This is a genomic window from Burkholderia sp. AU28863 (genome assembly GCF_002223195.1).
In the GTDB taxonomy this organism is placed as follows: domain Bacteria; phylum Pseudomonadota; class Gammaproteobacteria; order Burkholderiales; family Burkholderiaceae; genus Burkholderia; species Burkholderia sola.
Genome location: NZ_NKFE01000003.1, coordinates 1,369,304 through 1,382,818, shown reverse-complemented (window position 1 = coordinate 1,382,818; position 13,515 = coordinate 1,369,304). Strand labels below are relative to the sequence as shown.

10 protein-coding genes are annotated in these 13,515 nt (G+C 68.9%); 6 read left to right on the top strand and 4 right to left on the bottom strand.

Annotated elements, in window-relative coordinates; all coding sequences use genetic code 11:
- Window position 1 precedes the first annotated feature (1 nt).
- Window positions 2-3,148: an efflux RND transporter permease subunit gene (locus CFB81_RS08750; protein WP_089435086.1), complete on the bottom strand. Its 3,147-nt coding sequence runs from the start codon at window positions 3,146-3,148 to the stop codon at window positions 2-4.
- Window positions 3,145-4,254: an efflux RND transporter periplasmic adaptor subunit gene (locus CFB81_RS08745; RefSeq protein WP_050015485.1), complete on the bottom strand. Its 1,110-nt coding sequence runs from the start codon at window positions 4,252-4,254 to the stop codon at window positions 3,145-3,147. Before CFB81_RS08745 ends, CFB81_RS08750 begins: the two co-directional genes overlap by 4 nt.
- 189 nt (window positions 4,255-4,443) lie before the next feature.
- Between CFB81_RS08745 and CFB81_RS08740 the strand changes: the two genes are divergently transcribed.
- Window positions 4,444-5,064: a TetR/AcrR family transcriptional regulator gene (locus tag CFB81_RS08740; RefSeq protein WP_069620792.1), complete on the top strand. Its 621-nt coding sequence runs from the start codon at window positions 4,444-4,446 to the stop codon at window positions 5,062-5,064.
- 27 nt (window positions 5,065-5,091) lie between these two features.
- Here the strand turns inward: CFB81_RS08740 and CFB81_RS08735 are convergent, their stop codons facing one another.
- Together CFB81_RS08735 and CFB81_RS08725 are read right to left on the bottom strand one after the other, a co-directional pair.
- On the bottom strand, window positions 5,092-6,825 hold the full coding sequence (locus tag CFB81_RS08735; RefSeq protein WP_212195489.1) for a ClcB-like voltage-gated chloride channel protein: 1,734 nt from the start codon (window positions 6,823-6,825) through the stop codon (window positions 5,092-5,094).
- 115 nt (window positions 6,826-6,940) lie between these two features.
- Window positions 6,941-8,017 carry a YeiH family protein gene (locus CFB81_RS08725; protein WP_069620790.1) on the bottom strand — a complete coding sequence of 359 codons (1,077 nt, stop codon included), beginning with the start codon at window positions 8,015-8,017 and terminating at the stop codon, window positions 6,941-6,943.
- A gap of 112 nt (window positions 8,018-8,129) precedes the next feature.
- Here CFB81_RS08725 and CFB81_RS08720 point away from each other — a divergent pair, with 112 nt between their 5' ends.
- From CFB81_RS08720 to CFB81_RS08700, 5 genes are all read left to right on the top strand, one after another.
- Window positions 8,130-9,023: a LysR family transcriptional regulator gene (locus CFB81_RS08720; RefSeq protein WP_089435085.1), complete on the top strand. Its 894-nt coding sequence runs from the start codon at window positions 8,130-8,132 to the stop codon at window positions 9,021-9,023.
- Window positions 9,024-9,185: 162 nt separating this feature from the next.
- Complete coding sequence (locus CFB81_RS08715; protein ID WP_069620788.1) at window positions 9,186-9,950, top strand: TIM barrel protein; 765 nt, start codon at window positions 9,186-9,188, stop codon at window positions 9,948-9,950.
- 28 nt (window positions 9,951-9,978) lie between these two features.
- On the top strand, window positions 9,979-10,971 hold the full coding sequence (locus tag CFB81_RS08710; protein ID WP_089435084.1) for a sugar kinase: 993 nt from the start codon (window positions 9,979-9,981) through the stop codon (window positions 10,969-10,971).
- A gap of 112 nt (window positions 10,972-11,083) precedes the next feature.
- Window positions 11,084-12,364, top strand: a complete 1,281-nt coding sequence (locus CFB81_RS08705; protein WP_069620786.1) for an MFS transporter — start codon at window positions 11,084-11,086, stop codon at window positions 12,362-12,364.
- Window positions 12,365-12,368: 4 nt separating this feature from the next.
- Window positions 12,369-13,334 (top strand): D-glycerate dehydrogenase, encoded by a 966-nt coding sequence (locus CFB81_RS08700; RefSeq protein WP_089435357.1) that lies wholly within the window; start codon window positions 12,369-12,371, stop codon window positions 13,332-13,334.
- The last annotated feature ends 181 nt before the right edge of the window (window positions 13,335-13,515 follow it).

Here is a 13,515-nt window from a genome sequence, read left to right as displayed (position 1 = left end):
GTCAGGCTCCCGACGGCGCGGCAGGCGTGCCGCCTGGCGGCGGGCCGTCCTGCGGGTCGCGTTCGTCGCGCTTCACGCGGAACCACGTCGCGTACAGCGCAGGCAGGTAGAACAGCGTCAGCACGGTCGCGCTCGTGATGCCGCCCATCAGCGCGGTCGCCATCGGCCCGAAGAAGTTCGAGCGCAGCAGCGGGATCAGCGCGAGCACGGCGGCCGCGGCCGTCAGCGTGATCGGGCGGAAGCGCCGCACGGTCGCGCCGATGATCGCATCGACGCGGCCGTGGCCGACCGCGATGTCCTGCTCGATCTGATCGACCAGGATCACCGAGTTGCGCATGATGATCCCGAACATCGCGATCACGCCGAGCATCGCGACGAAGCCGAACGGCTGGCCGAACAGCAGCAGCGTCGCGACCACGCCGATCAGCCCGAGCGGCGCGGTCAGCACGACCATCAGCACGCGCGAGAAGCTCTGCAGCTGGATCATCAGCAGCGTGAACACGGCGATCGCCATCAGCGGCATCTGCGCGTTGATCGACGCCTGCGCCTTCGCGCTTTCCTCGACCGAGCCGCCGATGTTGATCTGATAGCCGACCGGCAACTGCGCGCGCAGCGCGTTCAGCTTCGCGTCGACCGCATGCGTGACGTCGATGCCCTGGGCGCCGGCGCGCACGTCCGACTGCACGGTGATGGTCGGCTGGCGGTCGCGCTCCCACACGACGCCGTATTCGAGCGTCGGCGTGAAGCGGCCGAGCGAGCCGAGCGGCACGGGGCCGTTCGGCGTCGGCAGCGCGAGGCCCGCGAGCTTCGCCGGGTCGACGCGGTCGGCGCGCGGCGCGCGCAGGTCGACGGCGATCAGCTTGTCGCGCTCGCGATACTGCGTGACGGTCGTGCCGGACAGCGTCATCGCGAGGAAGCTCGACACGTCCTGCGACGTGACGTTCAGCTCGCGCGCCTTCTTCTGGTCGAGCTCGAAGCGCACCGAACGCTCGGCTGGCTCGTCCCAGTCGAACTGCACGTTCACGGTGCGCGCATCGCCGCGCATCGTCGCCGCGACCTTCTCGGCGATCGAGCGGACCGTCGCGATGCTGTCGCCGCTCACGCGAAACTGCACCGGATAACCGACCGGCGGCCCGTTCTCGAGCCGCGACAGGCGCCAGCGCACGGCTGGAAATTTGTCGCGCAGCGTGGTTTCGAGCCAGGTCGCGAGCTTCTCGCGATCCTCGACCGATTTCGCGGTGATCACGAACTGCGCGAAGTTCGGCAGTTGCAACTGCTGGTCGAGCGGCAGGTAGAAGCGCGGCGCGCCGCTGCCGACGAAGTTCACCGCATGGTCGATCTCGGGACGCTTGTCGATCGCTTTCTCGAGCCGCTCGGTCTCGCGCAGCGTCGCCGCGAACGACGCGCCTTCGGGCAGCCGCAGGTCGACCAGCAGCTCGGGCCGGTCGGAGCTCGGGAAGAACTGCTGCGGCACGAGCGTGAAGCCCATCAGCGCGACGACGAACAGCGCGCCCGTGATCAGCAGCACGACGAAGCGCCGCTCGATGCACCAGTCGATCCAGCCGCGCAGCCGCCGGTAGAAGCGGGTGTCGTAGATGTCGTGCTCGTGATCGTCGGGCAGGTGCGCCTCGTGCGCGTGCCGCTTGCGCTCGGGCAGCATGTGGAAGCCCAGCAGCGGGATCAGCACGACGGCCGCGAACCACGACGCGATCAGCGCGATCGCCGACACCTCGAAGATCGAGCGCGTGTATTCGCCGGTGCTCGATTTCGCGAGCGCGATCGGCAGGAAGCCCGACACCGTGACGAGCGTGCCCGTCAGCATCGGGAACGCGGTGCTGGTGTACGCGAACGCGGCGGCGCGCGCGCGGCTGTAGCCCTGTTCGAGCTTCACGGCCATCATCTCGACCGCGATGATCGCGTCGTCGACGAGCAGCCCGAGCGCGAGCACGAGCGTGCCGAGCGACACCTTGTGCAGCCCGATGTCGAACAGGTACATGAACAGCGCGGTGACCGCGAGCACCACCGGAATCGAGATCACGACGACCATCCCGGTGCGCAGCCCGAGCGACACGAGGCTCACGACCAGCACGATCGCGACCGCTTCGGCGACGGCTTCGAGAAAGTCGTCGACCGAGTGCGACACCGCATGCGGCATGCTCGACACCTCGGTCAGCTTCAGGCCGGCCGGCAGTTGCGCCTGCAAGTCCTTCGATTCGGCGTCGAGCGCCTTGCCGAGCCGGATCACGTCGCCGCCCGGCTGCATCGTCACGCCGATGCCGAGCACGGCTTTGCCGTTCATGCGCATCTGCGTGACTTGCGGATCGTCGTACCCGCGTTTCACCGTCGCGAGATCGCCGAGCCGGAACGTGCGGCCGTTGATGCGGATCAGCGTATTCGCGATCGCATCGACGTTGTCGAACTGGCCGCTCGGCCGCACGAACACGCGATCGTCGGCGGTCGTCAGCACGCCGGCCGACGAGATGTCGTTCTGCGCGTTGATCGCCTGGCCGAGCTGCTGCGGCGAGATGCCGAGGCGCGTGAGCTGCGCGTTATTCACCTCGATGAAGATCCGCTGGTCGGGGTCGCCGAAATAGTCGACCTTGCCGACGCCCGGCACGCGCAGCAGCACGGTGCGCAACTGGTCCGCGTAGTCGTGCAGTTGCGCGGGCGTGAAGCCGTCGCCCTCGAGCGTCCAGATGTTGGTGTAGACGTCGCCGAATTCGTCGTTGAAGAACGGGCCCTGCACGCCGGGCGGCAGCGTGTAGCCGATGTCGCCCACTTTCTTGCGGATCTGGTACCAGGTATCGGGCACGTCCTTCACCGGCGCCGAATCCTTCATCGTGAAGAAGATCAGCGATTCGCCGGGGCGCGAATAGCTGCGCAGGAAGTCGATGGCCGGCGTTTCCTGCAGCTTGCGGCCGATCCGGTCGGTCACCTGTTCCTGCACCTGCCGCGCGCTCGCGCCGGGCCAGAACGTGCGGATCACCATCACGCGGAACGTGAACGGCGGGTCTTCCGATTGCGCGAGCCGCGTGTAGGCGAGGATGCCCGCGAGCGTCGCGAGCGCGATCAGGTAGACGACCAGCGCCTGGTGGCGCAGCGCCCATGCGGACAGGTTGAAGCGGCCTTCTTCGTGGGAGACGCTCACGATGCGAAGTCCTCCGGATGCAGCGGCGCGATCGCGCGCACCTTCTCGCCCGCGCTGACCGTATGCACGCCCTGCAGCACGACGCGCTCGCCCGGCTGCAGCCCGTGCGACACGGTGACCGTGCGCTCGTTGAAGCGCGCGACGTCGACGCGGCGCAGTTCGAGCGTGTCGTCCTTCGTGCGCACGACCCACACGGCCGGTTGCGCGCCGTCGTGGAACAGCGCGGTCGCGGGCAGCGTGATCGGCTGCGTATCGCCGGCGGCCGGCGCGCCGTCGAACGCGACGTCCGCGGTCATCCCGAGCCGGATCGCCGGATCGGGCGCGCCCAGCGTGAGCTTCACGCGGTAGGTGCGGCTTTGCGGATCGGCGGCCGGCGCGATTTCGCGCACCTTCGCGGCGAACTGTCGGCCCGGCAGCGACGGCAGCGTGACGGTCGCCGCATGGCCGGGCGCGAGCGACGCGAGCGCGGCTTCGGGCACGTCGCTCACGACGTCGACGTCGCCCGACCACGCGAGCTGGTAGACCGGCTGGCCGGCCGACACGTTCTGGCCGGTATCGGCCTGTTCGGCGGTGATGGTGCCCGCATGATCGGCGACGAGCGTCGCGTAGCGGAGCTGATTCTTTGCGAGCGCGAGTTGCTGCTGCGCCTGGTCGCGCTGCGCGAGCGCCGACGTGTAGCTGTTCTGCGTCTGTTCGAGCTGCGCGGTCGCGATCAGGTTTTCGCGGGCCTGCGCGCGATCGCGGTCGAGCTGCTGCTTCGCGAACGCGAGGCTGTGCGACGCGGCGTCGAATTGCGCCTGCGCGCTCGCGGCGTTCTTCTCGACGTCGGACGGATCGAGCAGCGCGACGACCTGGCCGACCTTCACCGTATCGCCGAGCCGCACCCGGCGCTCGATGATCTTGCCGGCGATGCGGAACGACAGCGGCGTGGCATAGCGCGGCTGGATGTCGCCGGGCAACGTGCGCGCGGCCGCGACGGTGTCGGCCCGCGCGGGCAGCGCGACGACGGGGCGCGGGGCGGGCGGCGCGGATTCTTTCGGATGACAGGCGGCAAGGACGAGCGCGGCGCCGATCAGCAGCGCGGCGCGGGAACCGGAGCGATTCACGAAACCCCCAGGTGAGGTGGAGCGGAACGAGGCCGGCAAGCGCGGCGCGCGCTTGCCCCAGAACGGCGCCGGCATCGGCGCACGCGGACAGACGGACAACATTTTGAGAAACTGTGGTGGATTCTAATACACACCTGTATCCGAATGCAAAGATGAATCCGAAAGGGAAAGGATGCTAGACTGCGCGCCATGAAACCACAGCGCTTAACTCGCGAGCAGAGCAGGGACCAGACGCGCGAACGTCTGCTGAAAGCCGCGCATCGCATTTTTATGAAGAAAGGCTATGTGGCCGCGAGCGTCGAGGACATCGCGGCGGCGGCCGGCTATACGCGTGGCGCGTTCTACTCGAATTTCCGCAGCAAGTCCGATTTGTTGCTGGAGCTGCTGGAGCGCGATCACGCGGAGGTGCAGGCCGACTTCGAGGCGATTTTCGAAGGCGGCGGCACCCGCGAGCAGATGGAATCGATGGCGCTCGCGTATTACCGGACGCTGTTTCGCGATGACGAATACTCGCTGCTGTGGGGCGAGGCGAAGCTGCAGGCGGCGCGCGACGCCAAGTTCCGCGTGCGCTTCAACCAGTTCTTGCACGGCAAGCGCGTGCAGATGGCCGAATTCATCGAGCGTTTCGCCGAGCGCTCGGGCACGCCGCTGCTGCTGCCGGCCGACACGCTCGCGTTCGGGCTGATGTGCCTGTGCGACGGTGTGCAGTCGTACTACACGGCCGATCCGCAGCACGTGTCGGCCGACGTCGCAGAAACGGTGCTGGCGGGGTTCTTCGCGCGGGTCGTGCTGGGGCGTGCGCCGGACTGACCGGCACGCGCCGTGCGGCGATGCGCGTCAGCGCTCGCCGGTCATCCGCCGGTACGCGTCGAGCAGCGACGTCTTGTAGACGACGCCTGCGAGCGTCGGCTCGGCTTCGCTCTCGATCACCGGCAGCCGTTCGCCCTGGAACGCCATGAAGCGCTCGAGCGCGGTCGCGAGCGGCATGTCGGGCGTGAGCAGCGGAAACGGCGTATGCGCGTAGTGCGCGGCCGTCTTGTCGGTTGTGTCGCGCTTGTCGAGCAGGTCCGACGTGATGTCCTTCAGCGCGACCGCGCCGCGGAAGCGCCCGGCATCGTCGGTCACGTACAGGTACTTCACCGGATATTCGAGAAACACGCGCGTCATGTCGGCGACGCTCGCGGTGAGCGGCACGACCGTCTGCGCGGGCTGGATCAGCTCGCGCATCTGCGTGGTGCGCAGCCGCTGCCGCTCCTGCGCGTCCTGGTAGTGGTGCTGCGTGATGTCGTACATCGACGTCGTGCCCGTCGCGCGCGCGACGAAATACGCGAACACGCACGACACCAGCAGCGGCAGCACGACCTGATAGCTCAGCGTCATCTCGAAGATCATCAGGATCGCCATCAGCGGCGCCTGCGTGGCGCCCGCCATGAACGCGCCCATCCCGACGATCGCATACGCGAAATACGCGGACGTATGGCCCGGCCACAGCGCGTCCATCGCAAGCCCGAACAGCGAGCCGAACACGGCGCCGACGAACAGCGTCGGCGTGAACACGCCGCCGATCGCGCCCGAGCCGGCCGTCGCGGCGGTCGCGATCACCTTGAACACGAGGACCGCGACGAGCGCCTGCCAGGTCCATGGCGAATGGAGGATGTGGTTCACGACGCTGTAGCCGTTGCCCCACACGTCCGGAATCCACACCGAGATCACGCCGACCACGAGGCCGCCGAGCGCGAGCCGCACGGGCAGCGGCACCGGCAGCCGTTTGAACTGCGTCTTCGACGCGTCGAGCAGATGCAGGAACTGCGGCGCGAGCACGCCGCACAGCGCGCCGAGCACGACGAACGGCAGCACCTCGGCGCCCGTCACGGCCGGAAACACCGGCATCTCGTACGGCGGCCGGTAGCCGACGAATTCGCGCATCACGATGTTCGCGACGACCGACGCGACGACCATCGGCCCGAAGCTCTCCATCGCGATCGTGCCGAGCACGATCTCCGACACGAAGAACGCGCCGGCGATCGGCGCGTTGTACGCGGACGTGATGCCGGCCGCGGCTCCGCACGCGACCAGCAGACGCAGGCGTGGCGGGTCGAAGTGCGCGAAGCGGCCGACGAGCGACGCGGCGAGCGCCGCGAGTTGCACCATCGGGCCTTCGCGGCCGATCGAGCCGCCGCTGCCGATCGTCAGCAGCGACGACACGCTGCGCCACAGGCTCTGCCGCACCGGCACGACGCCGTTGCCGAGCGCGACCGATTCCATGTAGTCGGTCTTGGCGGCCGCTTTGTCGCCGCGCGTCGCGAGCAGCAGCACGCAGCCGGCGAGGAAGCCGCCCGCGGCCGGCATCCAGAATCGCACGTACCACGGCAGGCTCTTCGCCATCTGCACGAAGCTGCCGCTGTGCCCCGAGATCAGGCGCTGCATCAGGTCGATGCCTTCGCGGAACGCCATCGTGGCAAAGGCGCCGCCGACGCCGACGATCGCCGACCAGATCAGCATCGTATGGGCGTCCGACAGGCGGAGCAGCGTTCGGGCGCGAGTGCGCAGCTTCAGCAGGAACGAGAGCACGGCTGAAAGGGGGCGATGGAAAACGACGCGAAGCATAGCACTGCGCCGCGCCCGCGGGACCGCCCCATCGGGCGTCTCATCGGGCGCGGCGCGCGAACCGTCGCGGACGTGCGGCTCAGCCAAGCCAGTGCTGCACGGCCCAGGTGATCGCGTAGCCGCCGGCGATCAGCCACACGTTGAGGATCAGGCCGGTCATCAGCGCGCGCGGGCCGGCCGCGCGGATCTGCGCGACGCGCGTTTCGATGCCGAGTGCGGTCATGGCCATCGTCAGCGCGAAGGTGTCGAGCACGTTCAGCGCATGGGTGACGTCCGCGGGCAGCACGTTCAGCGAATTGACGATCACGAAGCCGAGGAAGCCGAGCGCGAACCACGGCACCGCCACCTTGCGCTGGCGTTGCGTGCCGCCGGCCGCGTCGTGCGCCGAGCGTGCCGAACGGGCGAGCCACCAGCCGAGCGCCAGCAGCACCGGCACCAGCAGCATCACGCGCGTCATCTTCACGATCGTCGCGACGTGCACGACCTGCGGGCTGATGTCGCTCGCCGCGCCGACCACCTGCGCGACTTCGTGGATCGTGCCGCCGAAGAACAGGCCGAGGCCGGCCGGATCGAGGTTCAGCAGCCCGGCGTGATAGGCGAGCGGATACAGGAACATCGACAGCGTGCCGAACAGCACGACGCTGCCCACGGCCATCGCGCTCTGATGCGGCTTCGACTGCAGCGTCGATTCGAACGCGAGCACGGCGGCCGCGCCGCAGATCGCGCTGCCGGCGGCGGTCAGCAGCGCGGCATCGCGGTCGAGCTTCATCAGCCTCATGCCGACCCAGGTGCCGATCGCGAGCGTGCTGACGACGACCAGCACCGATACCGCGAGGCCCGGCAGCCCGACCTGCGCGATTTCCTGCAGGCTCACGCGCAAGCCGAAGAACGCGACCGCGATGCGCAGCAGCCTGCGGGCGGAGAAATTGACGCCGGCCGCCCAGCTGGCCGGCATGCCGTCGCGCAGCGCGTTGCCGTACAGCGCGCCGGCGACGATGCCGACGATCAGTGGCGACAGGCCGAGCCCCGCGATCGCGGGAAGCTCGGACAGGCTGGTGACGGCGGCGGCGAACAGCGCGACGAACAGCACGCCGTTCAACTGGCCGCGCATCGACGGCGCGGCGTGGCTGAGAGGGGAAGTCGGAGCAGTGGACATGGAAGCACCGTGATGGAGCGTGTGGCGATGCTGTAATCCTAATTTCGTTATATCGATATGAAAAATTGTGATTTGTGACGTAAACTATCCGGAAATCCGATAATTCATCCACATGACCCCGGATCAACTGATAACGTTTGCCGCCGTCGCCGAGCATCTGAACATCAGCCGCGCCGCCGTGGCGCTCCATCTGTCGCAGCCGGCCGTGTCGGGCCAGTTGCGGCTGCTGCAGGACGAGTTCGGCGAGCCGCTGTACCAGCGCGACGGCCGCGGCATCCGGCTGACGCCGGTCGGCGAACAACTCGCGCAGTACGCGAAGGCGCAGCGCGACACGTTCGCGCAGGCGCGTGCGTTCCGCGACGCGGTGCGCGGGCTGGAAGCCGGCACGCTGCGCATCGGCGCGAGCACGACGCCCGCGAGCTACCTGCTGCCCTACCTGATCGCGGCGTTCCAGCCGCGCGCGCCGCGCGTGTCGATCCAGACGATGAGCGGCAACACGGCCGACGTGGTCGCGGCGCTGCCGTCGCTCGACATCGCGCTGATCGAAGGGCCCGCCGGGGAGGCGCTGCCGCCCGGTACGGCCGTGCATGCGTGGCACGAGGACGAGATCGTCGCGATCGTGCCGGCCGGCCATCCGCTCGCGGCGCCCGGCTACGGCGCGGGCGTGACGCTCGACGCGCTTGCCGCGTATCCGCTCGTGCTGCGCGAGGCGGGCTCCGCCGTGCGGCAGCTCGTCGAGCGCGCGTTCGCGCATGGCGGCGCGCCGATGCGCGTCGCGTTCGAGATTGCCGGGGTCGAGGCCGTGAAGGAAGCCGTGCGCGCGGGGATGGGCGTCGGGTTCGTGTCCGCGATGTCGCTGCGTCACGACGATGCGGCGCTCGTGCTGCGCTCGCTGGCGCCCGCGCCGCTCACGCGGCATTTCTCCATTCTCGTGCCGCATGGCGGCGCGCCGTCGCGGCTCGCCGCGCAATTCCTCGAAATGAGCCTCGCGCAGGACCTCGCGTAGGCGCGCGAAGCCGCGCCGGGAACACGCGTTGCATGCGGTCGGCGCGCGCATTCGTGCGATAACGGAGCCTTAGGGATTTCCTCTATGGCGTGCGTCCGAAGCGAAGCGCACCATCCGTCTCAAGCAAATGGAACCGGTTCCATTCCGGTGAAAAAGGGCAATATGGCAGACATCGTGATCGTGGCGAGCGCATTCGGGATGGATCGGGTGCGCCAGGAGGGCCACAGTGCATTCCTCGCGACCGTGGCGGCATCCGGTGCGACCGGTTTCGAGGTACGGCGCGAACTGTTCGCGTCGGACGACGACACGGCGCCCGGCGCGCTGGCCGCGCTCGGGGCGCAGATCGCCGGCCACGGGCTGTGGTCGGTCTATTCGACGCCGGACGCGCTGTATACGGAAACGGGCGCGCTCGATGCCGACGCATTGCGCGACGGGCTCGCGCAAGCCGACGCGCTCGGCGCGCGCTTCGTGAAATTCCAGCTCGGCGGCTTCGCCGGCGACGCGCATGCGGCCGAGATCGTCGCGCTGTCGCGCGGCGCGCAGGCCCGCGTGGTGGTCGAGAACGGCCAGCTCGAGGTCGGCGGCGCGTTCGCGCAGTTCCGTGGGCTGTTCGCCGCGCTCGCCGATGCCGGCATGCGCGATGCGCTCGGCATGACGTTCGACATCGGCAACTGGCAGTGGCGCGGCGAAGCGCCGCTCGACTGCGCACAGGTGCTCGCGCCGCATGTGGAATACATTCATTGCAAGGCCACGGAAGGCGAGGGCGCGCGTCGGTTCGCCACCGCGCCGGCGCCGAACGATCCGCTCGTGACCGGCGTGCTCGCGGCGCTGCCGCAGCATGCGCCGCGCGGCATCGAGTTCCCGTTCGACGCGGCCGACCTGGCCGGCGATGCCTGCCGGCGCGTCGCGTGGCTCGCGACCGCGTGACGGCAGCAGGATCCTGAGGAGTTCAGTCATGAAAGCAGCACTCGATGTCGTGACCTACGGCGAAGCGATGGCGATGTTCGTCGCGACGGAGCCCGGCCACCTCGCACACGCCGGGCAATTCGCGAAGCGGATCGCCGGCGCCGATCTCAATGTCGCGATCGGTCTGTCGCGGCTCGGCTTCCGGGTCGGCTGGATGAGCCGGGTCGGTAGCGATTCGTTCGGCCGCTACGTGCTCGACACGCTGGCGCGCGAGGGCATCGACGCATCGTGCGTGACCGTCGATCCGCGCTACCCGACCGGTTTCCAGCTGAAGTCGCGCAACGACGACGGCAGCGACCCGACCGTCGAATACTTCCGCAAGGGTTCGGCGGCGAGCCATCTGTCGTGCGACGACTACGTGGCCGACTACGTGCTCGGCGCGCGCCATCTGCACCTGACGGGCGTCGCGCCGGCGATCTCGGCGACGTCGTGCGAACTCGCGTTCCGGCTTGCGCGCGAGATGCGTGCGGCCGGCAAGACGATCTCGTTCGACCCGAACCTGCGCCCGACGCTGTGGCCGTCCGCCGACGTGATGGCGAAGACGCTGAATGCGCTCGCGACGCTCGCCGACTGGGTGCTGCCGGGCCTGTCCGAAGGGCGGCAGCTCACCGGGCACGACACGCCGGCCGACATCGCGGGCTTCTATCTCGCGCAGGGCGCGCGCGGCGTCGTGATCAAGCTCGGCGAGCAAGGCGCGTATTTCCGCACGGCCGACGGCCGCGAAGGCACGGTCGCCGGCGAGCGCGTCGAGAAGGTCGTCGATACGGTCGGCGCCGGCGACGGCTTCGCGGTCGGCGTGGTCAGCGCGCTGCTCGACGGGCGCAGCATCGAGCAGGCGGTCGCGCGCGGCAACCGGATCGGTGCGCTCGCGATCCAGGTGATCGGCGATTCGGAAGGGTTGCCGACGCGCGACGCGCTCGACCGGCTCGAAAAGGTCAGCAATCACGCCGATCGCTTAGAGGAAACCGTCACCGCGCAATGAGAGGCCGGACACGGCACAATCCGCGGATCCATTTCGTGCTTCATGCACGGTTTTGCATGAGACCGGGCGACGCAACGATGCGCCGATCCCGGTCTACTCAGGAGACACTCTGATGGCAGCCAATCTCGCAGCTCGACGCTGGTGGACGATCATGCCGATCGTCTTCATCACGTACAGCCTCGCCTACCTCGATCGCGCGAACTACGGGTTCGCGGCGGCGGCCGGCATCAACCAGGATCTCGGCATCAGCAAGGGCCTGTCGTCGCTGATCGGCGCGCTGTTCTTCCTCGGCTATTTCTTCTTCCAGATCCCCGGCGCGATCTACGCGGAACGCCGCAGCGTGAAGAAGCTCGTGTTCGCCAGCCTCGTGCTGTGGGGCGGCTGCGCGGCGCTGACCGGCGTGGTCAGCAACATTCCGTCGCTGATGGCGATCCGCTTCGTGCTCGGCATCGTCGAGGCGGCCGTGATGCCGGCGATGCTGATCTACATCAGCAACTGGTTCACGAAGAACGAGCGCTCGCGTGCGAACACGTTCCTGATCCTTGGCAACCCGGTCACCGTGCTGTGGATGTCGATCGTGTCCGGTTATCTCGTGCATGAATTCGGCTGGCGCCACATGTTCATCGCCGAAGGCGTGCCGGCCATCATCTGGGCCGTGTGCTGGTGGGTCCTCGTACAGGACAAGCCGGCCGATTCGCCGTGGCTCAGCGCACAGGAAAAGCGCGACCTCGACGCCGCGCTCGCGGCCGAGCAGGCGGCGATCAAGCCGGTGCGCAACTATGGCGAGGCGTTCCGCTCGCCGGCCGTGATCAAGCTGTGCGCGCAGTATTTCTGCTGGAGCATCGGCGTGTACGGCTTCGTGCTGTGGCTGCCGTCGATCGTGAAGAACGGCTCCGACCTCGGGATGGTCGCGACCGGCTGGCTGTCCGCGCTGCCGTACCTCGCGGCGACGATCGCGATGCTCGCCGCGTCGTGGGCGTCCGACAAGGTCGGTTCGCGCCGCGGTTTCGTGTGGCCGTTCCTGCTGGTCGGCGCCGCCGCGTTCGCCGCGTCGTATGCGCTCGGCTCGTCGCATTTCTGGATCTCGTATGCGCTGCTGGTCGTCGCGGGCGCCGCGATGTATGCGCCGTACGGCCCGTTCTTCGCGATCGTGCCGGAACTGCTGCCGAGGAACGTCGCCGGCGGCGCGATGGCGCTGATCAACAGCATGGGCGCGCTCGGCTCGTTCGTCGGCTCGTATTTCGTCGGCTACCTGAACGGCGCGACCGGCTCGCCCGTCGCGTCGTACGCGTTCATGAGCGCCGCGCTCGTCGCCGCGGTGATCCTCACGCTGTCCGTCAAACCCCAGGCGCGCGATGCGCATCCGCTCGCCGCGCCGCTGCAAGGAAAATGAAACGATGAAGCCCCGTATCGTCGCGTACAAGCCGCTGCCCGATGACGTTCTCGCGTACCTGCGCGAGCATGCGGACGTCGTGCAGGCCGACGGCGCCGACGCGCTCGCCGCCGCGCTCGGCGACGCCGACGGCGCGATCGGCGCGAGCCTGAAGGTCACGCCGCAGATGCTCGATCGCGCGCCGCGGCTGAAGGCGTGGTCGACGATCTCGGTCGGCTACGACAACTTCGACGTCGCCGATCTCACGCGGCGCGGCATCGTGCTCGCGCATACGCCGGACGTGCTGACCGAGTCGACGGCCGATACGGTGTTTTCGCTGATCCTGGCCTCCGCGCGGCGCGTGGTCGAACTGGCCGAGTGGGTGAAGGCCGGCCACTGGCATCGCAGCATCGGCCCGGACCTGTACGGCACCGACGTGCAGGGCAAGACGCTCGGCATCGTCGGGCTCGGGCGGATCGGCGGCGCGGTCGCGCGCCGCGCGGCGCTCGGCTTCCGGATGCAGGTGCTGTACGCGAACCGGTCCGCGCATGCCGAGGCCGAGGCGCAGTACGGCGCCCGGCGCGTGACGCTCGACGAACTGCTCGCGCAGTCGGATTTCGTGTGCTTGCAGGTGCCGCTGTCGCCCGACACGCGCCACCTGATCGGCGCGCCCGAATTCGCGAAGATGAAGCGCGGCGCGATCCTGATCAACGCATCGCGCGGGCCCGTCGTCGACGAAGCCGCGCTGGTCGACGCGCTGCGCGCGGGGACCATCCGCGGCGCGGGCCTCGACGTATTCGAGAAGGAGCCGCTGCCGGCGGATTCGCCGCTGCTGCGGATGAAGAACGTCGTCGCACTGCCGCATATCGGCTCGGCGACGCACGAGACGCGCCATGCGATGGCGCGTTGCGCCGCGGAAAACCTGGTCGGCGCGCTGGCCGGCACGCTGCGCACGAATCTCGTCAATCCGGATGCGCTGGCGCACGCCTGAGCCGCCTCCCGCAACCGGCCGGCGCGGCGCCGGCGCCGTTAGAGTCGATGATCTTGGTGCCGGAGGGCTGGCTGCGTTATGATCGCCCGCGCTCGTCGCATCGACGACCGGCCACGCGGCCGGCGGTGTCGCGCGACGGGCATCCGCGCCAGGTCCGGTGCGGCCGACTGCCGTAGCACGC